The 25,938-nt window shown below is 41.0% G+C and carries 22 protein-coding genes and 2 pseudogenes; 8 read left to right on the forward strand and 16 right to left on the reverse strand.

Annotation, left to right across the window (positions count from 1 at the left end; genetic code table 11):
• Positions 1-41 precede the first annotated feature (41 nt).
• Positions 42-539: a NifB/NifX family molybdenum-iron cluster-binding protein gene (locus JCM15074_RS08700; RefSeq protein WP_025820846.1), complete on the forward strand. Its 498-nt coding sequence runs from the start codon at positions 42-44 to the stop codon at positions 537-539.
• A gap of 53 nt (positions 540-592) precedes the next feature.
• Here JCM15074_RS08700 and JCM15074_RS21615 read toward each other — a convergent pair whose 3' ends face one another.
• The 7 genes and pseudogenes from JCM15074_RS21615 to JCM15074_RS08730 all read right to left on the reverse strand — a co-directional run bounded on the left by JCM15074_RS21615 (position 593) and on the right by JCM15074_RS08730 (position 9,977).
• The gene (locus tag JCM15074_RS21615; RefSeq protein ID WP_506344838.1) at positions 593-1,447 is read right to left on the reverse strand and encodes a transporter associated domain-containing protein; all 855 of its coding nucleotides are present in this window, start codon (positions 1,445-1,447) and stop codon (positions 593-595) included.
• Between the two features lie 24 nt (positions 1,448-1,471).
• Positions 1,472-2,121 (reverse strand): annotated as a pseudogene (locus JCM15074_RS24880) (TerC family protein); the annotation flags it as partial.
• 286 nt (positions 2,122-2,407) lie between these two features.
• On the reverse strand, positions 2,408-3,757 hold the full coding sequence (locus JCM15074_RS08710; protein ID WP_025820847.1) for a DUF5666 domain-containing protein: 1,350 nt from the start codon (positions 3,755-3,757) through the stop codon (positions 2,408-2,410).
• Between the two features lie 189 nt (positions 3,758-3,946).
• Positions 3,947-7,117, reverse strand: a complete 3,171-nt coding sequence (gene putA / locus JCM15074_RS08715) for a bifunctional proline dehydrogenase/L-glutamate gamma-semialdehyde dehydrogenase PutA (protein ID WP_025820848.1) — start codon at positions 7,115-7,117, stop codon at positions 3,947-3,949.
• Between the two features lie 184 nt (positions 7,118-7,301).
• Positions 7,302-7,883 carry a TIGR04211 family SH3 domain-containing protein gene (locus JCM15074_RS08720; RefSeq protein ID WP_025820849.1) on the reverse strand — a complete coding sequence of 194 codons (582 nt, stop codon included), beginning with the start codon at positions 7,881-7,883 and terminating at the stop codon, positions 7,302-7,304.
• Between the two features lie 117 nt (positions 7,884-8,000).
• Positions 8,001-9,269 carry an inorganic phosphate transporter gene (locus JCM15074_RS08725; RefSeq protein ID WP_025820850.1) on the reverse strand — a complete coding sequence of 423 codons (1,269 nt, stop codon included), beginning with the start codon at positions 9,267-9,269 and terminating at the stop codon, positions 8,001-8,003.
• Between the two features lie 27 nt (positions 9,270-9,296).
• On the reverse strand, positions 9,297-9,977 hold the full coding sequence (locus tag JCM15074_RS08730; RefSeq protein ID WP_025820851.1) for a TIGR00153 family protein: 681 nt from the start codon (positions 9,975-9,977) through the stop codon (positions 9,297-9,299).
• A 233-nt stretch (positions 9,978-10,210) separates the two neighbouring features.
• Here JCM15074_RS08730 and JCM15074_RS08735 point away from each other — a divergent pair, with 233 nt between their 5' ends.
• Entirely contained in the window at positions 10,211-11,698 is a 1,488-nt protein-coding gene (locus JCM15074_RS08735) for a CYTH domain-containing protein (protein ID WP_025820852.1), read from the forward strand.
• Here JCM15074_RS08735 and JCM15074_RS08740 read toward each other — a convergent pair.
• The 8 genes and pseudogenes from JCM15074_RS08740 to JCM15074_RS08775 form a co-directional block, all read right to left on the reverse strand.
• Positions 11,686-12,489, reverse strand: coding sequence for an ion transporter (locus JCM15074_RS08740; protein ID WP_025820853.1), 804 nt, complete (start codon positions 12,487-12,489; stop codon positions 11,686-11,688). The genes JCM15074_RS08735 and JCM15074_RS08740 overlap by 13 nt on opposite strands.
• Before the next feature lie 75 nt (positions 12,490-12,564).
• Complete coding sequence (locus JCM15074_RS08745) at positions 12,565-12,903, reverse strand: hypothetical protein (protein ID WP_025820854.1); 339 nt, start codon at positions 12,901-12,903, stop codon at positions 12,565-12,567.
• A gap of 29 nt (positions 12,904-12,932) precedes the next feature.
• The gene (locus tag JCM15074_RS08750; RefSeq protein ID WP_025820855.1) at positions 12,933-13,595 is read right to left on the reverse strand and encodes a DUF4178 domain-containing protein; all 663 of its coding nucleotides are present in this window, start codon (positions 13,593-13,595) and stop codon (positions 12,933-12,935) included.
• Positions 13,595-14,284: a PspA/IM30 family protein gene (locus tag JCM15074_RS08755; RefSeq protein ID WP_025820856.1), complete on the reverse strand. Its 690-nt coding sequence runs from the start codon at positions 14,282-14,284 to the stop codon at positions 13,595-13,597. Before JCM15074_RS08755 ends, JCM15074_RS08750 begins: the two co-directional genes overlap by 1 nt.
• Before the next feature lie 10 nt (positions 14,285-14,294).
• Positions 14,295-14,708 carry a YjfI family protein gene (locus JCM15074_RS08760; RefSeq protein WP_025820857.1) on the reverse strand — a complete coding sequence of 138 codons (414 nt, stop codon included), beginning with the start codon at positions 14,706-14,708 and terminating at the stop codon, positions 14,295-14,297.
• Between the two features lie 82 nt (positions 14,709-14,790).
• Positions 14,791-16,502: pseudogene (locus JCM15074_RS21620) on the reverse strand (polyamine aminopropyltransferase).
• Positions 16,502-17,401, reverse strand: coding sequence for a DUF350 domain-containing protein (locus tag JCM15074_RS08770; protein WP_025820858.1), 900 nt, complete (start codon positions 17,399-17,401; stop codon positions 16,502-16,504). The pseudogene JCM15074_RS21620 and the gene JCM15074_RS08770 overlap by 1 nt, the downstream one beginning before the upstream one ends.
• Before the next feature lie 16 nt (positions 17,402-17,417).
• Positions 17,418-18,362, reverse strand: a complete 945-nt coding sequence (locus tag JCM15074_RS08775; RefSeq protein ID WP_025820859.1) for a hypothetical protein — start codon at positions 18,360-18,362, stop codon at positions 17,418-17,420.
• 255 nt (positions 18,363-18,617) lie between these two features.
• Here JCM15074_RS08775 and glnE point away from each other — a divergent pair, with 255 nt between their 5' ends.
• From glnE to JCM15074_RS08795, 4 genes are all read left to right on the forward strand, one after another.
• The gene (gene glnE / locus JCM15074_RS08780; protein WP_025820860.1) at positions 18,618-21,482 is read left to right on the forward strand and encodes a bifunctional [glutamate--ammonia ligase]-adenylyl-L-tyrosine phosphorylase/[glutamate--ammonia-ligase] adenylyltransferase; all 2,865 of its coding nucleotides are present in this window, start codon (positions 18,618-18,620) and stop codon (positions 21,480-21,482) included.
• Between the two features lie 121 nt (positions 21,483-21,603).
• Positions 21,604-22,068, forward strand: a complete 465-nt coding sequence (locus JCM15074_RS08785) for a GNAT family N-acetyltransferase (RefSeq protein WP_234400198.1) — start codon at positions 21,604-21,606, stop codon at positions 22,066-22,068.
• A 68-nt stretch (positions 22,069-22,136) separates the two neighbouring features.
• Positions 22,137-24,038: a peptidase U32 family protein gene (locus JCM15074_RS08790; protein ID WP_025820862.1), complete on the forward strand. Its 1,902-nt coding sequence runs from the start codon at positions 22,137-22,139 to the stop codon at positions 24,036-24,038.
• Between the two features lie 24 nt (positions 24,039-24,062).
• A complete protein-coding gene (locus tag JCM15074_RS08795; protein WP_025820863.1) occupies positions 24,063-24,437 on the forward strand; it encodes a PH domain-containing protein in 375 nt (124 codons plus the stop codon).
• Between the two features lie 55 nt (positions 24,438-24,492).
• Here JCM15074_RS08795 and JCM15074_RS08800 read toward each other — a convergent pair whose 3' ends face one another.
• Positions 24,493-24,933 carry a SufE family protein gene (locus tag JCM15074_RS08800; protein WP_025820864.1) on the reverse strand — a complete coding sequence of 147 codons (441 nt, stop codon included), beginning with the start codon at positions 24,931-24,933 and terminating at the stop codon, positions 24,493-24,495.
• A gap of 132 nt (positions 24,934-25,065) precedes the next feature.
• Here JCM15074_RS08800 and JCM15074_RS08805 point away from each other — a divergent pair, with 132 nt between their 5' ends.
• A complete protein-coding gene (locus tag JCM15074_RS08805) occupies positions 25,066-25,500 on the forward strand; it encodes a hypothetical protein (protein WP_025820865.1) in 435 nt (144 codons plus the stop codon).
• Between the two features lie 78 nt (positions 25,501-25,578).
• The gene (locus JCM15074_RS08810; protein WP_025820866.1) at positions 25,579-25,935 is read left to right on the forward strand and encodes a hypothetical protein; all 357 of its coding nucleotides are present in this window, start codon (positions 25,579-25,581) and stop codon (positions 25,933-25,935) included.
• Positions 25,936-25,938: the final 3 nt, after the last annotated feature.

A 25,938-nucleotide genomic window follows, 5' to 3' on the forward strand; every position in this document is an offset into this window, starting at 1 on the left:
GGTAATATGACAATATTTGCACGTAACAACAGGTAAATATAATGATTATTGCAGTACCACTGAGCAGAGATAGATTAGCAGGCCATTTTACTAAAGCAAAAGAGATTGCTTTTTATAATGAACAGCAACAGTTGGTTGCACGTTTTGCTAACCCAGCGTTAGCGGGTGGCTGTAGTGCTAAAAAAGCCATGTTAAACCTGATTAAAGCGCAAGGTGCGACAGTTGTGTTGGTAGAAGAGATTGGCCAACGTATTTTGGGTAAATTACTGGCTGCTGGAATTAGTGTGAGTCAGTGTAGTCGTAAAATGACTTTAGTCGATTTACTGGCTGCTGCAACCGATCTATCGCGCCGTTTAGTTGATGCAAGTCAAGGCCGTGAATGTTTAAACCATGAGAAGAAAGGTGGTTGTGGCGGCGGATGTGGTGGTTCAACGGGCGGTTGTGGTTGTAGCGGCGACAGTGAGCCGAGTGTGCTATCGCAAACTGCACCAGAGTTTAATGATAAGCCGGTGACTTTTGCTGGTTTTAGACCTTGTTAGTTTAGTTAATGAATAGCATTAAGGGCTGCAATTGCAGCCCTTATTATCTGCGATTAACTCAGTAAATTCACTTTAACCAATGAGACTTTAAATTCATCAGCTTCAATGACTTCAAATCTTAATTGACCTTGTTCAATCACATCTTGCTGCTTTGGAATCGTACCATTAACACCTAATAGCAAGCCTGCAACCGTATCGTAATCTTGTTGTTTACTTATTACTGCAGGAATATCTAAGCGTGATTCAAGGTCGTGAATAGAGACTACGCCTCTTACTAACCAGCCATCAGTTGTGCGTTCGATATCAAGAGTTTCGCCAATATCAGGGAACTCACCTACTATTGACTCTAATAAGTCATGTAGGGTGACGATACCTTGGATATTACCAAATTCATCTGCAACGATAGCCATACCAGCTCGTGACGCTCTAAAGCCATCAAGTAATCTAATTACGTTAATGCTATCTGGTACGATATAAGCTGAATTTTTAGCTGCAACCTGTGCTAAATCTTCACCAGACTCTATTGCTAACAGTAGATCTTTACTACGCATTAAACCAATCAGATTATCCAATGAACCATCACAAATTGGGAATATTTGATGACGACTGTCTTTAATCGTTTGTTTAATTGCTACTGTATCACTCTTAGTATTTAACCAGACAATCTCTTTACGCTGGGTCATCACGCTACGAACGCTACGCTCTGACAGTGATAGCACTCCTGTTACCATTTCGCGCTCAGCATCGTCAAAACTCACCGGTGCTGCGGGATTATTATCATCGTCATCATCTTTGACAATATAATGTTTGTTACCCATCAACTTGAAAATAGCTTCTGTTGTACGTTGCCTTAATGGCGTACGCTCTGCTTGTTTTGTATGACTAGAGTGGATCATTTGGTTAAACATTTCAATTAGGATTGAGAAACCAATTGCGGCGTATAAATAACCTTTTGGAATATGGAAGCCAAAGCCTTCCGCGACCAGTATAAAGCCGATCATAAGGAGGAAGCTTAAGCACAATACAATCACTGTAGGATGCGCATTAACAAAGTTAGTAATCGATTTAGAAGCAAGTAACATGACTATCATCGAAATAATCACTGCAATCATCATTACGGTTAAGCTATCAACCATCCGACGGCAGTAATAATTGAATCAAGTGAGAATACGGCATCTAATGCTAGAATTTGCGCAATAATGACACCAAAACTGGCGTAGACATTAGTGCTTTGCTGCTGGTTCTGGTCGCCTTCTAATCGCTCATGTAGCTCATGTGTCGCTTTATAAAGTAAGAACAAACCACCCACAATTAAAATAAGGTCGCGGGTTGAGAAACTTAAGCTAGCGATGCTAAATAGTGGCTCTGTGAGGGTGACTAACCATGACACAATGCTCAGTAAACCTAAGCGCATGATGAGTGCTAGAGATAAACCAATGGTTCTGGCTTTATCGCGCTGCTCTGGTGGAAGTTTTTTTACTAAAATTGCAATAAATACGAGGTTATCGATACCGAGTACAATCTCGATGATAATTAGTGTTATTAAACCTATCCATATTTGGGGTTCAAGTAAAAATTCCATAGTGATTTATATTTTCCGTAAGATGGGATTAGCATCTTTAAGGTTAATAAACTCCTTTAGTGATGATTAACAATATGTACACCTCCTATATGAGCTGGTTTTCTTAAGCTAAAGTTAATTTGTTGTAAATGAGATGGGGAGTGTGATTTAGGTCACTAAATTAGGCGGGTTTTATATCTATGTTTATCGAAGACTGTGAAGTTTAACGATTTTCAGTGGTTATTATTAAATTGAAGATGGCAACAAAAAGGCTGCCGATGGCAGCCTTCAAAAGCGTTGTTATGTATTAGTCATTATCAACGACACAAGTATGGATTTGCTTGTCGTGTGGTACAAATTGACATTCAACTTCAACATTTTTACCAACATATTGGTTTAAGCTGTCATCAGCAACAGCATAGCCCCAAAGTGTGATATCAGAGTCTTCAGCTTGAGTCACTTGGCCCTCTAGCTCGATTTCATGCATAGCTTGAGTTTCTGGCTCGATTTCTGTGACTAAAAATTGGTTATTTTGCTGGTAACCTTCAACTTGTACCCAATGACCATCTACAGACGACATATGAATACCGTCTTCCCATTGTGTTGATGGCATGACGGTTAGCTCGATGCCATTAATCGATAGCACTTCATTGTTAACGGTAGCGCGACCTTCAACTTGGAACTCTTTGTTAGTTTGAATTGGTGGTTGTGGCTGATCGTCATCATGATCAAACTCAACTTCACTCGCTATTAAGGTTTGATTGTTATTGGCAGTACTCCAAGCACCTTCAACTTCAATCATTTTGCCTACTACAAGCTTATCTTTCGTGATGCCATCGAATTCAGTTTGAGCTGTGATGGTTACTGGCCACTTTTGGTTTAGTGTCAGTTGTTCTTTAGTGCTGCTGATCCAGCTAATAACACCTTGGAATTCAAGTGAGTTTTTGTCATTTAGATCTTCAAAATCTTGAAAATCTTCAACATCAATATGTAATGCTTTTAGTTGAAGATCGGTTGTTAGTTCGCCTTCAACTTCAATCCAGTCACCGTTATTTAAACTGCCTTGAGCGGCATATTCTTTTACAGAGTTATAATCCACATGGATTTTACCAAGGGTAAATGTACGGTTTTGACTATCTAAATTAGTGACTTGGCCTTCAATTTCAGCATTTTTGTCTAGTACATTGATTGGCTTAGTGACATAAGTTGCCATTACTTGTTCGCCACTAACAAAGTAACCACTCACTTCAACCATATCGCCAGACTTGAATTGATTAAAGTTACCACCTAGCACTTGATATCCCGCAACAGTAACCGCTGCGTTTTTAGTTGCTGATTTCACGACTGGTGCGATTAAGATTGAGTCATAAATGATGGTATTTGCTTTTTTACCATCGGTAGTGACTGTGACCATCATGCCCGGTTGTAGTTGATCAAACAGACTTTGCTCTTCACCATCAATCACAATATTGGCAGTGCTTGATGGAATCGTAATACCATTAACTTTGATATCAGTTTTAGAAACAGCTTGTAATTCACCTTGAATATGAGCAGCCACACTTTGGGTTGGTTGCGTTGTGTTATCTGATGAGTCAGAACCACCGCCACAAGCGGTAAGCGAGGCGATCAGAGGCAATAAAATCAGACTACGTTGCATATGGGTATTCTCTATACATAAGGGTATGTGGGATATTTCGCGAAGTATAGGAACTATAACATGATGGTTATATGAGCAGCTGATTAATACAATTTCATAAAGTGATCTTGATCAACTTATAGTTGGTTAATCTGCAACAAATACATACTTTGGATACAATTTGTTGCAGTCTTGAGGCGTAGTTAGTGCCTACTCAGCATCACCGAGTGAGAGTAATGTGGCATTACCACCAATTGCGGTAATGTTATTGCTGACCGTTTTTTCGGTGATAAAGCGGGTTAGGTAATGTGGTCCGCCTGCTTTATGACCCGTGCCAGATAACCCTTGTCCACCAAATGGCTGCACGCCAACGACAGCACCGATTTGATTACGGTTTATATAAATATTACCTGCATTGACTCGATTCATAATGTAGTTAGCATGGCTTTCATTACGGCTGTGGATGCCGAGCGTTAAGCCAAATCCAGTGGCGTTGATATCATCTAATACCTGCTCTAGTTGCATGCTTGAGTAACGAACAATATGCAAAATAGGCCCAAAATGCTCTTTGTTTAATATATTAATTGATTCAATCTCAAAGGCGGCAGGGGCGACAAAGTGGCCATGCTCACAAGCATCATTTAATGGTAACTGATTAATGGGTTTAGCGACTTGGCTAAGGTGATCAATATGCGCATTAAGGTTAGCTTTAGCTGTAGCGTCAATGACGGGGCCAACATCAGTTTGATAAGATGCAGGATCGCCTAGGATTAACTCATTCATAGCGCCTTTAATGCGTTCAATCACTTCATCTGCTATATCTTGTTGCAGATAAAGCACTCGAAGTGCTGAGCAACGCTGGCCAGCACTAGTAAAGGCAGAGTCAATGACATCTGTTACTACTTGTTCTGGCTGCGCACTGGAATCTACAATCATTGCATTTTGACCACCAGTTTCAGCAATGAGCGGAATAATTGCGCCATCTCGCTGTGCCAGCGTGAGGTTTATTCGCTTGGCTGTGACGGTTGAACCAGTAAAGCAAACCCCTGCAATACGGCGGTCAGCGGTTAACTTAGCACCTACGCTGGCGCCCGTGCCCGGTAAGAATTGCAGTACATCGGTTGGAATACCAGCTTGATGGGCAAGTTGCACCGCGCGGTAGCCGATTAGACAAGTTTGTTCTGCGGGTTTGGCAATGACAGTATTACCCGTTGCCAGTGCCGCAGTAATTTGACCTAGAAAAATTGCTAATGGGAAATTCCATGGACTAATACAAACAAATACGCCTCTACCCGCAAGCGCTAATTGATTCAGCTCACCTGTTGGGCCAGGCAATGTGGTCTGCTGCATTAAATGTTGAGCTTGAACAGCATAATATCTACAAAAATCGACGGCCTCACGTACTTCATCAATGCCATCTTGTAGGCTTTTCCCTGCTTCTTTAGTGCATAAAGCGATTAACTCAACTTGATGCTGTTCAAGTAGATCAGCAAGCTTATTTAATGCTTTAGAGCGTTGTTCAACTGGCGTGTTGCTCCAGCGAGGGAATGCTTGATAAGCACTGCTTAATGCCAATTCAACGGCTTCATTGCTAGCGAATGCAATTTCGCCTACACAAGTATTGTGGTTTTGTGGACTGAATACTTTATGGGTTTCACCAGCAATGTCGGCGCCATTCACTAATGCCGCACCTTGCCATTGCTTGTTTTGGAATGGCTCAAATTGTGCGAAAAAAGGTGCTGCTTGAATGCCAATATTGAGGTTTAGTCCTGCAGAATTTTGGCGCTCATCACCAAAAATATCCGTTGGCATCACGATATGTGGATTCGCCAATTCTGAGTATGTTAATAGGGTTGTAAGTGGGTGAGTGACGAGCGATTCAATCGGGGTTTTAGGATCAACCAGCTTATGCACAAATGAGGTATTGGCGCCATTTTCCAGTAAGCGTCTAACTAAGTAAGGCAGTAATTCTTTATGGGCACCAACAGGGGCATATATTCGCACATTAGGAGCATCTGCTTGAGCTAAAATGGTGTCGTAAACCTCTTGTCCCATGCCGTGTAAACGTTGGAATTCATATTCACGACCATTAGCCATATCACGAATGGCTGCAATGGTTTGTGCATTATGGCTGGCAAATTGTGGATAAATAGCGCCTTTAGTGGCATCGTCTAAGAGATAGCGTGCACAAGCAAGATAAGAGACATCTGTGCCTGCTTTGCGGGTAAAGAGTGGATAGGCTTGCTCACCTTTTTGTTGCGCCCACTTGAGTTCACTATCCCAATAAGCGCCTTTGACTAAACGCACCGGAATAATATCGCCTTGGCTCTGGCTTAATTTGGTTAACCAGCATAAAACGGGCAGGGCACGTTTAGAGTAAGCTTGCACAACAATCCCTAAATTGCCCCAACCTTGGCAGCATTCACTTTGGTAGAGTTGTTGAAATAGTTGCAATGACAGCTCAAGTCTATCTGCCTCTTCTGCATCAATGGTGACGCCGATATCAACCCCGCGGGCTTGTTTAATTAATAGTATGACTGACTCAAATAGTTCGGTCATAACACGGGACTTATTGGCAACCTCATAGCGAGGGTGTAGTGCCGAGAGCTTGATTGATATCGTCGGCCTTGGTGCGTTATTGTGATAACGCTGCTCAGCTAAACGGGTAATCGCTTGGCTGTATTCATCAAAAAATTTTTGTGCATCTGTAGCGGTTTGCGCTGCCTCACCGAGCATATCATAGCTATGGGTATAACCTTGTTTTCGGCCATCTTGACTATTTTTAAGTGCTTCAGAAATCGTCCGTCCTAATACAAACTGTTTGGCCATAATTTTCATGGCGGAATACATGGCTTGACGAATAACAGGCTCACCAACTCGGTTAATCATGCGATTGAGCATTGAACTCGGATTACCGTTAGCAGGTTTATCCAATTTGACCACTTTGCCCGTGAGCATTAATCCCCACGTTGAAGCATTAACTAAGAGTGAGTCACTTTGTTTTAGGTGTTTATCCCAATCAGCGCCAGCAAGTTTGTCTTCAATTAATGCATCAGCTGTTGCAGCATCAGGAATGCGCAGCAGGGCTTCTGCTAGACACATGAGGATAATGCCTTCTTGAGTTTCTAAACTGTATTGCTGTAAAAAAGCATCAATGCCGACCATCATGCCTTTTTTGTCATACTGTCTGACTTGTTCAACTAGCTGATGTGCTTGCTGGGTGACATTGGCAATGGTGTCATCGTGTTGGGGAATGAGCGTAATAAGCTGCTGTAGATAGAGAGATTCATCTACATAATAATTAGCTTGGATGGCATCAAATAACGTTTCAAGTGAAGCATCTTTATATGCACCAGATAAGAGTTCGCTCGCGTTGAACATTATTACGCTCCTTTTTTGGTTGACTCAAAATTGGATTATGTATTTTGTATACAATTTGTAGCAAGATGGTAACTAAAGTTTTACTTGGTTACAAATAAAAATTACAGCCAATAAAAAAGCCAGCACGAGGCTGGCTTTCATATCAATTTATTACACGTAACTATCGAGCTGAGTGTTGCTCTTATTACGACATCCAACGGTCTTTTTTACGACGTTGTGGGCGTGGTAAGTATACTAAGATAATACCAATCACTAAGCCTAAGAAGGCAATAAAGCTGCCTTGTTGCCACATTTCAAAACGCTCATTTTTAGCAATGCTAGCAAGTTTTGCTGTTGCTTCATCGCGTTCATGAGTGGTGGTTGCAAGTTGCTGCTTCAACTGGGTGAGTTGTTGACGAGCATCAGATAGTGCTTGCTTAGTTTCGGTATCAGAGCCTTGTACATCAGCTAACTGGGTTTTAACCTTAGTTAATTGAGCTTGTACTTCAGGTAGTAATAATCTAAAACTTTTTTGGCTGCTAAGCATTTTAGAGTCAACCCAACCTTCGCGGCCTTTAATATCAACCACCTTGCTATATGTTCCTTGGGTTTCACCTAAGAATGTTACCGGTTGGCCTGCTTCTACACTACCTAAAATACGGTATTGTGTTCCTGGCCCACCATGTAAAAAGAGGTAAACGTCATCAGAAATATAACGAGTTTGACCTGCAGCATAGCTCGCAGGTGCAATTAATAATGCAGCAAAAAGTATTAAATATCTTAACACGGAAAAAGTCTCATTTTTGGATATAGGCACATGCTATGGATTTAACTGCATGAATGCAAGAGGGAAGTCATCGTTAGCCGAGACTTCCCTCTATTTTATGCAATTCAACTCTTTATATTATTGGAAAATAGCTTTAATAATATAGAAGAAGATGATTGAAAGTAGTGCGCCTGCAGGTAGTGTTACAACCCAAGAAACTACGATGTTACGTACAACACCTAAGTTAATTGCTGCAATACCACGTGCCATACCAACACCTAATACCGCACCTACTAATGTTTGAGTAGTAGAAATTGGTAGACCAGTACCTGATGCAATTACCACCGTTGATGCTGCTGCTAATTCAGCGGCAAAACCACGGCTTGGTGTTAGGTGAGTAATATTCTTACCAATGGTTTGCATTACACGCTTACCAAAGATTGCAAGACCTAACACGATGCCTACAGCGCCTAGAGGTAAAATCCACCATACAAGTGGTGCTTTAGAACTGATCTCACCGCCACTATGTACTACAGATACAACCGCTGCTAATGGGCCAATTGCGTTAGCAACGTCGTTTGAACCGTGAGCAAATGCCATACAACATGCAGTTAATACCATCAGAATAGCGAATACTTTTTCAACATTGTCGAATTGAGTCTGTTGATCTGTATTTTCTGACATATGTAAACGTGCAATAGCAATCTTGCCACCAATACCAATTAACACTGCAATAGCAACTGCTAATGCGTAAGCTTCAGCGTTGCTAACATCTAGTCCAACGTGCTTTAAACCTTTGGTAATGGTTACTAGTGACATAATAAAGCCAGCAAAAGCCATGTAGAACGGCACGTAGCGTTTTGCATTTGCTAAAGGGTTACTAGTATTAAAAATCAGTTTTTGTACGCTTTGGAAGATAAGGTAAGCAATAAAACCAGAAATTGCAGGGGTCACAATCCAAGAACCTACAATACCCGCTACTTTATCCCATGAAACTGCTTGCGTACCTACACCTACTGCCGCGAAACCAATAATGGCACCAACAATAGAATGAGTTGTTGATACTGGCCAGCCTAATGCTGAAGCAACAACTAACCAAATACCGGCAGCTAATAGCGCAGAGATCATGCCGTATACCAATAATTCTGGTACGGCGACGAAATAGCTTGAGTCAATAATACCATTACGAATGGTACTAGTAACTTCGCCACCCGCAAGGTATGCACCTGCGAATTCGAAGATCATTGCAATAATAATTGCTTGTTTAATGGTAATAGCGTTTGAACCCACGGATGTGCCCATGGCGTTCGCTACGTCGTTGGCACCAATACCCCATGCCATAATAAATCCGAAAACAGCCGCAGTAGCAATTAGCACTGGGCCATAGGTGACTAATACATCAACCATGTTGTTACCTTGATAACTTTTTATTAATTAAACGCGTGCCAGCATTAGCTCTAGACGTGAACCTACACGTTCAGCTAAATCAGCGAGATCACCAACCCATTCGATAATTTTATATAAAAACATAACATCGACAGGGTTAAGTTCACTTTCTAACGCGAATAATTGACGACGAACTTGAACTTGCAAATCATCAGTGTCTTCCTCGATTTTATCAAGTTTAACAATCATTTTTGCAACCAAGTCCACTTCGCGGCCTCTGAAACCAGTTTCTAACAAACTGTCTAGTTCATTGATCGCTTCTTTTGCTAATGTTACTGCGTCAAGACAACGCACTAAATAAGCTTGGAAGGGAGTTTGAAGGCTTGAAGGAACAAGCAATTGACGGCCGATGACACGACCAGAGATATCTTTTGCTTTATTAGCAATTTTGTCTTGTTGAGTCAGTAACTCAAGCAAGTCAGTACGTTCAACTGGCATAAATAAACCGCCAGGCAGATTTAAACGGATTTCACGCTTTAGCGTGTCCGCTTGTCTCTCTGCTTCGCTGATTTGAGTGCGCAGCTTGACTGCCGAATCCCAGTCGCCTGAGATTGTAGCATCGAAAAATGGGACAAGTAATGACGCGCAGTCGTATACTTTGTCAATGTGCTCTTGAAGCGGTTTTATTGGCGATTTTGCAAACACGCCCAAAATAGAGTTTACTGGCATAGCCGTGTACCTATTTAGGTGATTCCATTATTGGAAAAAGCGCGCGCATGTTAACTCATGCGTCCGCATTTTGAAACTGTGTTTTTACATAAAAAGTGACAGTTTGTGATTTTAACAGGTATTCTGCCTGCTAAGTAGCCGAACGATAGCTCGGTTTTGTTACAGCAATATGACAATATGACACTATTGCTTATTTTATATGAATTTTTGATTACAAAGCGAGCAAAGTATTAATGAACGCAGAAATCGAACTAAAATTATTTTGTTTAGCTGAAAATGTACAAAAAATTATCGATTTTTTTGAACAGTATCCAACTTCTGAAACACAAAGCCCCAAACAACTTTACAACGCATATTTTGATACCGCCAATTTACAGTTAAGAAAATGGGATATGGGTTTACGAGTTCGCCGTAATGGTGATCATACCGAGCAAACCATTAAAACAGCGGGACAAGTGGTTGGCGGTTTACATTCCAGACCTGAATATAATATTGATATTACCGGTAAGCAACCACAACTGAATTTATTCCCATCGCATATTTGGCCTGCAAGTACCGATGTCGAGGCGTTACAAAGCGAGCTTGTTTGCTTGTTTGATACCGATTTTAATCGACGTTGCTGGCATGTTCATATTAATGAATGTTTGATTGAGGTTGCACTGGATATTGGGCAAATTAAATCGAATGGCTTAAGCGATGAGATCTGTGAAATTGAATTTGAACTGTTTGCTGGCTCTGCTGCAGGGTTAATGCAATTGGCACAAACGTTAGCTAAAGTGGTCCCTGTTCGATTGGGTAAAGCCAGTAAAGCGCAACGTGGTTATCAATTAGCTGGGCAGTCAGAACCAATAAAGTTACCTATTTTAGATTGCATTGAATTACATGCAAATCAATCTTTATCAAGTGCACTTATTACACTGCTTGAAACTGGGTTAACCCGTTGGCAGATGCTTGAACAAATGTTGCAGCAGCCCGAGATTGATGAACTTGAAAAAGTACAATATTGGTTACGTTTACGTACTTGGTTTAGATTATTAAAAGCAACATTAGCGCAGTTTGATCTTATCGATAAAGTGATTCAGCAACAATTTGCAGAACTACTAGAGCAGTGTGATTTTATTGCGAGTGCTGAAGCATTAATGCAAGCCTTAAATACATCGGATCAAGTGCTACAGAAATTGCCTCACAGTGAAGAGATCATTGCCTTGGCTCAGCATCAACTTTACTGTTTAGACTTAGATGATAAGTTACAGCAATTGTGGCGACATCCTTGCTATGGCCAGTTGCAGGTTAGTCTAATGAATCTTTGGTGGCAATTGCAGCAAGGTGGTGTAGCGTTAGATAATCACACTAAATTGATTGATTTTAGTCAGCGATTACTCGTGCAATCATGGCAACAACTGCAAGAACTCATGCCGAGTCAGCAAGATTTTAGTGTGACTGATTATTTGACGATCAGTGATGCGTTAGATGATGGTTTATTGGTGGGCTTTGCTTATGGGTCGCTTTATAGTGATAAAGGTAGACAGCAATTTAGAGCACCTTGGCAAGATCTTCTGGTTGGTATCCACACTTTAAGCAGTTATCAAGTGTTAGAGCAATTAGCTTCTGAACTGGAGTTAGATATTGGTGATCATTTGGTACATCGCCAACAAAGTCTGTTATTTGCGATGGAACACTCGAGAAAAAGCGCATTGCAGAATAAACCTTATTGGTCTTGATGTTTATTGTGGTTGACCTGTTCTCTTAATTGAGCCAGTTCAGCTAGAATATGGGCTTGGTTTTGTTCCATGCGATGCAAGGCTTGTTCTAATTCATTTTTTATTTCTTGGTTATGTTCTTTAAGTTGCTCTTTTTCATCAGGAGCAACAAAGATGGATGCCATATAACCTGAAATCACACCAAAGAAACTCACCCCACAAATAATCACTAATGTGCCAATCACATGACCAGAAGTGGTGACCGGGTAGTAATCTCCATAGCCCACGGTTGAGATTGTGACTATTGCCCACCATATGGCTTGCTGCGCCGTTTGAATGTTCGATCCTTCATGGCCACTTTCAACCACTAAAATGGAAACAGAAGCGAGAGTGATAATGATGACCATAGCCACCAATAAGCTGGCCAGTGTGGTTTGTCCGCGTTGCTGTAATAACGGCACTAAAATGGATCGACTCATGCGGATCAGGCGTATCACCCGCAAAATCTGAAATAAACGTGCCATTCTCAGTGCTTCAATGGCAGGAATGCTGGCAACAAAGTCAATCCAATGCTCTTTTATAAAGCGCAGTTTGCGTTTGGCTCGAAAGAAACCAATAAAGAAATTACTGAGGAATATAGCGCAAATAAAGGTATCGATAAAAAACAGTAAGTGATAAGTCTGCGGCTTGAGTTTGCCAAAAGTCATAGTTAACACAATAATGACTGAGAACAGTGACAATAACATCATTGCCATCTCTATTGGTGTTGGGGCTTGGCCGTGGCTTAATCGTTGATGTTGTAATTGTGGCATAACTAGAAAGATCCCTACTAATATCAGAATGCAGCCTAATCGATAGCGTAACCAATTAAGCTGCAATAAATGAGATTAATCTTTATTTTCTACGTTAACAAAACTGACTAAATCATCAAGGACTCGTTTTTTAATTTCAAGTTGTGCACTGGCATCTAATTGGTATTTAGCTGCTAATAATAGGTAGTCCTCTGCACTTAGTGAAACGGTTAAACGTGGTCTTTTAGGGCGAGTTGCAACGTTTAAACCCAAAATAGTCCGAATTTGATCGGATGGGCTCACACCTGCATCGAGTGCGGCTTTACGAATGGTATATTGAAATTGCTCATCAAGATCGAAAGCCACTTGCGTTGCGCGAGCGGCTTGTTGATTTTGCTGCCAAGTGGCTGGAAGTTCGTGTTTTTTTTTGGTCATGAAGCCCAATCTCTAACTAAAAGAGCCTATCAACGCTGATGGGTATCAGGAGCAGGCCAATATTCTCTAATATCTGTTAGCGGTCTACGCCGCCCTAAACAGACTTCTGTCGTGCCATCTTCATATACTTCTATATTAATGACAAATTGATTCTGTTGATCGGTGAGTTGGTATAACTCAACGGCTTCACCCGTTAAATTGGGTTGTATTTTCAACTCATAATGACTGCGTTGACGATGAAAATAACCATATTCAGCAAAGCTTGTTTGATGGTAATCGCTTGCGAGCCAATCGCCAAGCGCGGTACGGGTAGCTGAGGTTAAATTAAACAATTGCGTGAAGTTTTGATGTGGTTGGGCAAATATTTGGCTGAATTGGTCAAGATCAAACAGATCGTCAATTTGGGCTTTAGTGAGTTTGAGGTTAAAGAGTAATGTCAGCTCGTCATCTTGCTCCAATGTCATATAGATAGTATGACCTTGGCTTGAGCTTAATACCCACTCGGGTTCAATTTCATGCTGATATTGATAGCAATTTATATTATCAACTTGGAATTGCTGACCTTTTAACTGCATAGGCAATGCAAAGCTATCATCAAGGGTAATGATATCACCCTTGATGAGTTGACTTGGGTGTTTTAGTTCCCGAGTCGGTGTTGGCTTTTTGCCAAACAGTTTAGAGAGAAAACTCATTAGCTTTTACGCGCTTTAATGCGGTCAAGCACAGCATTGGCATTTGATTTTTGCTCGCCAATGCCTGCTTGCGACAACTTGGATTGTAATGATTGCTCTGAATTCTCACCTTCTAAGGTTTCAGCCGCTTTAAGCCTATCATCAAATTGCTGTTGCTTAGCTTTGATACGCTCCAGTGAATCTTTTGCATTTAACAGCTTAGAGTTGCTGGTTGAAAATGAATCTGTGATGGTTGCCGTCGCCTTTTGCACGCTCGCGGTGGTTTTGACCATGCTAAGTTGACGCTTATAGTCTGCAAGTTGGCGTTCAGTCTTTTTAACTAACTCTTTTAAGCGAGCAGAGTTATGACTAAAACTTTGATTAATGGCTTGCTGCTCTGTTAGCTCTTCGTCTAGCTGGGCAATCTTTTCTGCAACTTCTAATGCTAGCGTTTCATTGTTTTGTGCTAGAGCTTGTTCTGCATAGGTTTCGTGTTCAGTAATGCTTGCTGTTAAGCGTTCCATTTCACGGCTTGCTTGCATCTCTTTGGCCATGACATCGGTTAGTTCACGCTTTGCTTGCATTAAGTGTTTTTCAGCGTCACGGATCTCTTGTTCAAAAATACGTGTAGAGTTGGCATCAATAATTGACTCTCCAACTTCTGTCGCACCGCCGCGAAATGCGGTTAAAATTTTATTAAAAATACCCATAACTTGCTCCTTAAACTAGATAGTCGCTCATTTCATCGATAATTTCGAGACAGTTGTCAGACAAAACGGCTAACTCTTGTTCTACTTCTTGCATGCTTGATGCAAGCGATAACGCACCGTAAAGGGCATATTTATCATCAATTTTGGCGAATGCAGACAATGGCATGGGAATATTCAACTCTAACATGGTCTCAAACATTGCTGCGCGTGATGTTGGTTTAACCTCATCTTCACCCCAAAGATAACTAATACATAAAATCTGGTTATCTGTGATTGAGACAAAAATTGGGATCTCTTCACGGTTGACAATATTGACTTGCAACACTTCAACTTCACCACTGATTGGGTAACAATCAAATTTAAAACCAGTATGACCATCATCATTAAGATTATTAAGGTGGTTTGCTAACGTTTGAATATTCATCATTGTCCTTATGACATATTATGTCTGGTTTTAACCATAGCATGTAGACATATTATGTCAACAGCTGATGGCAAAAGTTAATCTAAGGCGTCATTGCTTGCTCGGCTGACCAATCTTGTTGGTGATAGCGGTAGAGCTGCAAAGAGCCTATGGTGTTTGCTTTAATGGTATTGCGATTAAGATAAAATTGTTTTGGGAATTCAAAACTGCTTTGAATCAAGCCTAAGGTTAACCAAGATTCATCTACGCTTAAATTAGTCAATCTTTGTAGTCGTTGACGTCCAGATAGGCCTGCTTTAGTCCCCATACTCCAACCCCATTGACCAAAACTCGGCACATTATGGTGGTATTGATCAACCTTAAAGCCTGCTAATGACAAGGTGTTACCTATGCTGATAAATGCATTGGGGGCATGGTAAGGAGAGGTTGATTGCACACTCACTACGCCATCAGCATTGAGCAGTTCATTGACTTTACGGTAGAACAGATCGGAATAGAGTTTATTTAAATCGGGATGACTTGGATCGGGCAAATCGACAATGATGGCGTCATACTTATGGTTAGCTGCAATCAATTTATCTAAGCCATTAAAGGCATCGTCATAAATCAGCGTCAGCCGAGGATCATTAAGGGCATTACCATTGAGTTGCTGCAAGGCTTGGGTTGTGCGGGTCGGCAATGGTGTCTGTTGAAACCGAAATAACTCGACGAGGGCTTGATCTAAATCCATCAAGGTCACGGCTTGAGGTTGCCACTTTAATACTTGTTTTAACGCTAAACCATCGCCACCGCCAATAATCAAAATATTATCGTGTCGCGCTGCGGCAGCTAAAGTGGGGTGGACTAAGAAAGCATGGTAAATATGTTCATCGTCACTGGCAAACTGTAACCGACCATTAATATAGAGTGAGTACACGGCGGGTAATTGTTGACTGCGAATACGCTCGGTAATCGTCAATTGCTGGAAGCGGGTGGCTTGTTGATAAACCACCTTATCTTTATACAGTAGGTTATTAAAGCCTTGTTCCCATTGCGGCCCATATAAGGTAGAACAACTAACAGTCCACTGGCAAAAATATGGCCAATGAGAATGAGTTTTGCATGGTTGATTTGTGCGTAAAAACGGCCAATAAAGGCAAAGCCTGCCAATAAATTAAAGCTGGCGGTGAGTGCGGCTGCCAATTGAATATCGATTGCCAGCATTAATGCGACCCATATTGCAGCGCCAATACCTGCACCAATATAGTCAGCCCCATAAATAGTGCCAGCATTATGTAGCAGATGTTGTTCACTTAAAGACTGCCTGACTCTGGCAATCAAAGGGATCTCCATGCCAATCATCAAACCTAAAATAACGCCCCACAAATAGGGCAAATACTTGCTGATAAGTTGTAATTGACCGATGAAGCCACCGCTCGGTGACATATCTGGCGCTAAATTAAAAGTTTGATTAATAAATTGCGGTAATTGGTGACTAAAACCGATGACCGCAGCGGTGATCATAATCGCTGAGGCGCCTGTGATTGCGACCAGTAATTCCAGTACGGCAAAACCTGTAAATGCACAGCGTATTTGCCTTGCTGCAAAAGCACCAATCCCCATCGCCACAATCATTAACCCGATCATGGTGTAAATAGCGGCTTCTAGGGCACCCAAAATACGTCCCGCATAATGCGACAGTAAATACTCATAAATCAGACCACAGCCAGCGAGTACCGCCATGATCCCTAGCAATAATACGTCATCAAACCAGCCAAGGCTTTTAGGTTTGGTTAATGCTATTGGTTGCGTCATTAAGCCATGAGTCCAGTCAGAATTAAGGCGATACTGATACTGATTGCCATCTCAACACTGGCGATACCAATATTATGTTGATGTTCTACTTCTATGGCTAAATTGATATTGGCGAGGATCAGTTTTTTGATCAGCGCAATTAACAGTGATAATGCCAATAACATCAGTATTGAGAACACTAACCAAGCAAGAATATTAGTCACGTATGCATTGGGCTCGTAAATAATAAAATGGCTAGCGGCATTAAAGCTTAACGCCATTGATAACATATAACCGCTATGGCGAATCGCTAATGCCATATGGCCTCGGGCTAAAGCGGTTTGCATTGGTGTCCCTTGATTACGACGCTCAAACCGAGATTCACGCCAGCGGGTCAGTATCACTAACATTAATTGTGAGACTAAGAAGGCACTAAAGATGGCAACAAAGGTGCTGAGAGTCAGATCTTCTGCCCACATTATCGCTGCTCTAATAATAATTGCGGTGGCAATTGCTGCGCAGGCATCAACGACTGCAACTGATGTATTGCCTTGCATAATCAATTCATTTTTATTGATTTGATTGAGGGCAACCTTGTCATGTAAATAGCGGCCAAACTTAATGAGGATTAAGCCAAACACACTATAAGTGGTCATGCCGATAGCTTCAGTAATATAGTCAACCGCGGCGGTGCCAGTGACTGAGCCATTAATGACGATAGCTAATGCTGCAATAGCACCTGCAGTACTGATACCAAAGGCAAAATTATCACGCTCTGCTAATTCATTTTTACTGCTAACACTGATACTCCAACCTTGCAGATAGCGCATCAATGTCAGTAGTACTACCGCAATGGTTAAATCGATGGCTAGAATGGTTAACAGGTGCTGATCTAGGCCAAAGGTTTCAAATAAATTCATTGGATATCCTTAATGGTTATTTGCCTCTGCTCACACCACGACTGGTGCGGCTAGATGAGTTACGAAAACTGCTTTCTTTGGCATAGTTAGAGCGAAATTTACTGTTGCTTGTCGCATTAGGTTTTGGGTTACTCATACTTTGGCGTGACAAACTGGTTGACCCCGTGCGTTGCTTTGCATAAGGACTTGCAAAAGGCTTGCCCATATTCTTATAAGTTTTGCTGGTTTGCTGATAAACCTTATTTTGCGCTTTGGCTTGTTTGGGCGAAGTATAGCGATAGCGTCCTACATCGTTGTAGTAGCTGTAATTACGACGTTTAGACCAATTATCATAATAAATTGGCCGATGGAATAGGTTAGAAAACATGGAGTACATGCCATACCAAGCCCAGAATGACATACCACTACTATTAGTTTGCCATTGGCCATAAGTTGGATTACCGACTAACTGGCTACCTGCACCAAAATCTTCAGCACTGTTGGCTAATTGTTCTGCTTGCTTACTAATGGCGTTTACTCGAGCAAGACTACCTTGAGACATATCGGCAATCACGTTGACGGGATCGGATAACATATCGTTAAATTGCGCTGGATCCGCCGCTTGGTAGATATTTTCAACTTCGCTTAATTGCTGATCTAAATCGACAAAATTACTGGCGTTGTAGCTTTGCTGTAATCGCTGTTGCAGGGCTTCAATAAGTGGGCCTGTTGGTGAGGCATCCAATGCTAATTGCTGTGCTAATGGTGCTAGTTGTGGCTGCTGGCTAGCAAGGTTATCGGCATATTGTTTGAGGATATAACCATTTTGCAATTTATTTTGGGACAATACTTGGGTTAAATTAGTTAATCGTTGCTGCGCTAATTGTTGGTATTTTTCAATTTGTTGGGGGCGATCATCTCCACAACCTGAAAGTGCTAGGCTTAATATCAGCGTGACTGCGCAGATAATAAATTTAGTCATACTTACTCCAGTGTTGAGCAGGTAATATAAAGCAATAAAAATATTGTTTAATGAGTCTCTCGCTTAATTTGTTAGAGGTATTTTGCTGCAAAATTATTCAGGCAGCATTAAATTAAGCCTAACCTGTCAATGTAATGATGTTATTTTGTTATAAATATGTACAGCAACTATTGTGCTTATTGGTTAATATTTAGCAAGTTAAATTATTATTTGAGTCAAAAAAGCTGCGTTAAGCCATTGAACATCAGAGGTGTTATGTCCATGGGGCAAGAGTGTAATAAATTATTTTCAGATGAAATGAATACGACCGCTACACAATATTGGCAGCAGCTGCAACAGGTATGGCCTCAAAGTGAGCACTTACTTGAATCGCAACAATCTTCATTAAAATGGGTGTTTGGCTTAAGTGATTTTGTCGCCACTCAATTAATTCGTCATCCGCATTGGATTGAGTGGTTATTTGCTGGCGCACTAGAACACGTAGATAGGGCACTGTTTTTTCAAGATTTGAAAGCCAAATTAGCGACAGTTACTGATGAAGAGCAAGTTAAGCGAATTTTACGAGATTACCGCAATAAGCAATTAGTTTGTTTAGCATGGCGAGAGTTTAGTGGTCGAGTATCGACTGAAGCATCGTTATTAGATATCTCTGCATTGGCAGAAGCGTTAATCATCAGTGCTAGAGATTGGCTTTATCAGCAATTATGCCAACAACTCGGTACGCCAACAGACCGCAAAGGAAATCCGCAACCATTATTAATTTTGGGGATGGGTAAATTAGGTGGTCGAGAGCTCAATTTTTCCTCTGATATTGATCTGATTTTTACCTTTCCAGAACACGGTGAAACCCAAGGTGGGCGTCGCAGTCTCGAAAATCAGCAATTCTTTATCCGTATGGGGCAACGGTTAGTCAACTTATTGGATCAGCATACCGTCGATGGTTTTGTCTATCGAGTTGATATGCGTTTGCGTCCTTATGGCGATAGCGGCCCATTAGTGGTTAGTTTTAATGGTTTAGAAGATTATTACCAGCAGCAAGGGCGTGATTGGGAACGCTATGCGATGGTGAAGGCACGTATTCTAGGTGAAGAAATTGGCTACAACGAAGCATTAAAAGATATGCTAAGGCCGTTTATTTATCGACGCTATATTGATTTTTCAGCGATTGATGCCTTACGTAAAATGAAGCTACTGATCGCTCAAGAAGTTAGACGACGTAAGTTGGTTGATAACATTAAGTTAGGTGCAGGTGGCATTCGTGAAGTCGAGTTTGTGGTGCAAAGCTTTCAGCTAATCCGTGGTGGTCGTGAGCGCGCTTTAAGAGAGCAAAGCTTGTTTGCTGCATTACAAACCTTAGTGGATATTGGTCAAATTGATTATAAATCGGCTGCTGATTTAAAACATAACTACTGTTTTTTACGTCGGCTAGAGAACTGTTTACAGGCGATTGATGATAAACAAACGCAAACATTACCGAATAATTCACTTGATTGGCAACGCCTCGCAGTGATGTTCGACATTGCTGATATTGAGCAATTTAAGCAACAGATTAGTCAAGTAATGGCTCAGAATCATGTGCAATTTCAAGAAACCATTGGTGGTGAAGAATCGCTTGATAATAAGCATGATGATTTAGCACAGTTATGGTTTGCCTTTGATGATGAAGATGGGCTGAGTATTGTAAAGCAATACAACGCTAACGAATCATTATGGCATGCGGTTAAAGATTGGCGCGTGCATTTACGGCAACGTACCATTGGCCCTCGAGGGCGCGATAAAATTGATAAATTAATGCCAACCTTATTATCTGAGGTGAGCCAACATCGCACTCCATACAAAGCATTTTCCTCTATTTTAAAAGTGCTTGATAAGATTTTAACTCGAACAACTTATTTAGAGCTATTGTGTGAAAACCCTGGGGCAAGACAGCAACTGGTGAGTTTATGCAGCGTCAGCCCATGGATTGCGACGCAATTAGCACGTTTCCCTATGTTGCTCGATGAGTTGATCGATCCATCTCATCTCTACGACACCACCTCTTTAGATGACTACCCAAGTGAGTTGAGACAATATTTACTGCGTATTCCTGAAGATGATGTTGAGCAACAGATGGAAGGCTTACGTCAATTTAAGTTGTCACAACAATTAAAAATTGCCGCTGCGGATGTCACTGGTGTCTTACCTATTATGCAAGTGAGTGATCACTTAACTTTCTTGGCTGAAGCGATTATTGAGCAAGTGATTAATCAAGCATGGCAACATGTCAGCAAACGGCATGGAGTTCCTCCCTATTTAGAAGGCGATCAAAAAGGATTTGCCGTTATCGCTTACGGTAAAGCGGGGGGATTAGAACTGGGGTATGGCTCTGATTTAGATCTGGTGTTTTTGCATAACAGTCAAAGCAATGTGCAAACCAATGGCGAGCGTCCAATTGAAACTGGTCATTTTTATCTTAAGTTAGCACAACGTATCTTACATCTATTTTCAACTCGGACAGTGTCGGGTGAGTTATATGAAGTGGATATGCGCTTGCGTCCGTCAGGTTCATCTGGCTTGATGGTAAGCGAGATTAATCGCTTTGATGAGTATCAGCGTGTTGAAGCGTGGACATGGGAACATCAAGCTTTAGTGCGGGCTCGTATGGTGTTTGGCGATAATGCACTGGCGACTAAGTTTAATGACACTCGTGATCAGGTATTATGCCAGCATCGTGATAATGCAGAGCTAAAACAAACTGTGCATGAGATGCGGCTCAAAATGCGTCAGCATTTATTAAAAGCCAATAGTGAGTTTTTTGATTTGAAACAGGGTGTTGGTGGTATCACCGATATCGAATTCATCGTGCAATATATGGTGCTTGCTCATGCAGAGCAGTACCATGAATTAACCACTTGGTCAGATAATGTGCGAATTTTGGCGCAACTGGCTGAGCTCGAATTATTACCAATGCAACAGGCACAATTACTCACACAAGCTTACTGTTTTTTAAGAGATGAGAGCCATCGCTTAACATTAAAAGATAAGCCTACGTTAGTCGCTATTGATGATCCTAAAACTCAGGCGTATGCGGTACCTGTAAAACAGATTTATCAACAAGTGTTTGATTTGACCTCAATATAATGTTGCAGATAAAACCGCTCTAGCGGGCGGTTTTATCTATCTTAATCTACTGTATTATCTATCTTAATCTACGGTTTTAGATATACTTTGCTTATCTTTATATCATGATTTATATGACATTATGCAAACCCTTCAGCAGATAGATGATTGCTCAATGACGACGGTGACGCCGAGCAATTTACCCCAATTATTGAACCTGTCATTGGCACCTTCACAACAGGGTTTTATTGAAACCATTAGCGATTGTTTAGCTGAGGCTAAGCAAGATCCTCGTTTTGTGCCAGTGGCACTGTATTATCAACAAGAGTTAGCAGGCTTTGCCATGTTTGGTGAGTTTTTTGAACCATTACAGCGGGTTTGGTTTGATCGATTCTTGATTGATATTAGTTTTCAAGGGCAAGGATTGGGTAAACGCTTTGCCACGCTAGTCATGACGTATTTGTATCAGCATTATCATGTGTCTGAAGTCTATCTCAGTGTCTATAACGACAATCCGCATGCGATTAGGCTTTATCAACAGCTGGGGTTTGAATTTACCGGTGAAGTGGATCAAAACGGAGAGTTAGTGATGTGCTGTGCTAGATAATAGCACTTGCTAGACACTATGCTATAATCCTCAATCCTTATATATGTTCTCTGTTGAGCCTGTCATTTATGTCGCAACCTGCCTTATTTACCCCAGATAATCTTCAGCATGTGTCTAATCGTATTGAGCTATTAGCACCTGCCAAAAATCTAGAATATGGCATGGCAGCCATTAGTCATGGCGCAGATGCAGTCTACATTGGCGGCCCTGCATTTGGTGCACGCGCAGCGGCAGGCAATAGTATTGAGGATATTGCTCAATTATGCGAATTTGCCCATCGTTACTATGCGCAAGTCTTTGTGGCGGTCAATACCATTTTAACGGATGCGCAATTGCCTGAAGTTGAACGCTTAATCTGGCAGATTTATGAGGCCGGAGCTGATGCTTTAATTGTGCAAGATATGGGTATTTTACAGCTGAATTTACCGCCGATTGCACTGCATGCTAGTACCCAAATGGATAATCGCAGCAGTGAAAAAGTGGCTTTTTTAGAGCAAGTTGGTTTTTCACAGGTAGTGTTAGCACGAGAGCTGAATTTAACTGAAATCCGCAGTATTGCAGCAATGACTAAGATGCAACTTGAGTTCTTTATTCATGGTGCTTTATGCGTCAGCTACAGTGGCCAGTGTTATATCAGTGAAGCCTTTACTGATCGTAGTGCCAATCGCGGTTCATGTTCACAAATGTGTCGTTTACCTTGTAATTTAAAGACAAGGCAAGGTGAAGTTTTAGCAGAAAACAAGCACCTTTTATCACTCAAAGATAATAATCAAACTGACAACCTTGAAGCGTTAATTGATGCGGGTATTCGTTCATTCAAAATTGAAGGTCGTCTTAAAGATTTAAGCTATGTTAAAAACGTGACTGCGCATTATCGCCAGCAACTTGATGCGATTATCGCTAAGCGTGCCGATTTACAAGCTTCATCACACGGCCGTTGTGAGTATCAATTTAGCCCCAATCCGGATAAAAGCTTTAACCGTGGTAAAACCGATTATTTTGTTAATGAACGAACCAATAAAATCAGTGACTTTGAATCGCCTAAATACTTAGGTGAGCCAGCAGGTACGATTAGCCATATTGGCCGTGATTTTATCGAGTTAGATTCACAACTTGAATTTAATAATGGTGACGGTTTCTGTTACTTCGTTAATGAACATCAGAATAAAGCCTTATCAGATGACAAATTAGGTGGCTTACGCATTAACCGCGCCGAAGCGAATCGCCTATATTTGGCTAAAATGGATAAAAACTTACGGGTGGGGATGATGCTTTATCGTAACCACGACCAAGCATTTGAAACCATTATGAGCAAGGATTCTGCTAAACGTCGTATCAAAGTTGATATGCAGTTAGTTGAAACTGAACAGGGATTTAAATTAACCCTAGATGATGGCCGCGGTCATCAAGCTCACGCTGAGCTCATTACCGATAAAGTGGCTGCTAATGATCCAATAAAGGGTAAGCAAACATTAGAGAAACAGCTTAAAAAGTTGGGCTGTACTGACTTTTATTTAGGTGAACTTGAGTTGTCTGGCTGCGAGCAATACTTTTTTGCGGCATCAGCTTTAAATAATTTACGCCGCCAAGCGATTGATGCATTGATCCAGCAGCGCGCAGATGCTTATCAACGACCTGAAAAATGGCAGCTGGATGATAAGGCTAAGTTTCCTGAAAATCATTTAAGTTATTTAGGTAATGTGGCTAATCAACAAGCTAAAAGCTTCTATCAGCAACATGGCGTAATAGAAGTGGAACCTGCTTATGAATTGCAGAAGTTGGAGCAAGATGCGCCATTGATGATCACTAAGCACTGTTTGCGTTATAGCTTTAATTTATGCCCTAAAGAAGTCGAAGGCATTAAAGCTGAACCTATGGTATTAGAGATGGGTAACGAAGTATTAAAGTTAGTGTTTGATTGCCATAAGTGTGAAATGATGGTGGTGGGTAAAGCTAAAATTAAAGCATAATTTATTAATCATTAAGGACAAAAAATGGGATTTTTTGATGCCGTAATGGGCAACGCTACTGAAGTTGATTTAAGTGAGCTAGCACAAGAGTTAGCACCAATTATGGCGGATGATGAGCAGCTAATGCTGGCTTATAAGTTGATCCGCGATATGTTTATCTTCACTAATAAACGGATGATTTTAGTTGATAAGCAGGGAGTCACAGGTAAAAAGACCAGTTATCACTCTATACCTTATAAATCGATGACTCACTTTGAAGTGGAAACTGCGGGCAGTTTCGATATGGATGCAGAGCTTAAGATTTGGATTTCAGGTCAATCAGAGCCACTGGTAAAAGAGTTAAAGCGCGGTACTGATGTGGTTGGTATTCAAAAGACCATTGCCAATATGATGCTATAAGGTGAGTTAAATAACCGCAAAAGCCGACATTGTATGTCGGCTTTTTAGTATGTGTTTAAACAACCGCTTTAATTGCATTGGCTAAGGCATATAAGCCATTGGTTCGTGATGGGCTTAATTGGCCGGCAATACCTAATTCAGTAAAATAAGCTGCAGGATCAAAAGCTGCAATGGTTGCACTATCTTGGCCTTGGCAGGCTCCTAATAATAATGCGATTAACCCTTTTACCACGCGGGCATCACTGTCAGCAATAAAGTAGTGTTTGCCATCAATTGGCATGTGGTAAAGCCAAGCATCACTCTCACAACCTTGTACTTGTGCTTGTTCTACTTTAAGGCTGTCATCCATTTTAGCCAACGACTTACCGAGTAGCATGATTTGGCGGTACTTTTCTTGCCAATGCTGAGCTTGCTCAAATGCAATAAGTAAGCTTTTTGGATCTGCAATAAATTCAAGGAAATGTTGCTGGCTTAAATGATTTTCGCCTTGTGACATGGTGCGAGCCTGTTTTATTAAATCGAGTCATGATATTGAGCCGACATTCTACCAGAAATCATCTTTTAGGGTGATGGTCAAATAATGGGATTCGCAAGATGATACTGAAACATAAATAGCTTGGGTGTAAACATGGATAAAATAAGAAAAATGGTAATGGTTGGTTTGCTATTAACGATGAGTGCTTGTAGTGCTAAAACCTCATTTGAGGCAATGCAGCCTAATGTGACAGTAAAAATTAATCAGTTTTCACCAGTGAATACCAATGATAAACAGAGGCATAAATATAAAACTACAAGTTTTGGTCAATATCGTTTTGTTGTCTATCAGGATAATGAGCCACAAATGTATGGCCTGGTTCCTCTAAAATTCAACGGCGGTTATTTGGCCGCTGATATTTTGTTTTTTGCTCCAGCGATGTTTTTTAATTTACGTGAAACATTTCCTTTTTATCAATTCGATATCGACCAGAAAGTGATTCGTTATAAAAAGAAAATAGATGCCCCTTGGATCACTTATAAACCGACTGAAGCCGAGATAAATCGCACTAAGCAGTATTATAATTAAATCCTGTTCATCTGATGTCAATTCGGGGATGAAAAGCCTATATTCTTCGTATGATATATTGCTTAAGGGTATAAAAATATGTGTGATTCTGGACTCGATAATATTGTGGCTGCTACCGTGTTTGATGAGCTTGCTACGGTTGATGACTGTCGTGTGAGTTTTATTGAATACTATCAAAGCCCACGGGTGCTGAATGCGCAAAATCAGGGATTAACGCAGCCAAGATTAGTATTTACTAGCGCAGCGGGTACTTGTTTAAATATTTGGCCTGCTGGTGGTCAATTATTTAATTTGCATATCGGTTTTGAACACCCTGATTTTGATGATGGCCGTTTTCAAAATCTGTTTGAAGCGTTAAGTGTTGATAATATTTTACTGTTATTAGCGGATGACTGGACTGATTCAGAGTTACTCATGCGCTGGCAACCGGTATAATTG

Origin of the sequence: Shewanella marina JCM 15074, assembly GCF_000614975.1 — a bacterium.
Classification (GTDB): Bacteria; Pseudomonadota; Gammaproteobacteria; order Enterobacterales; family Shewanellaceae; genus Shewanella; species Shewanella marina.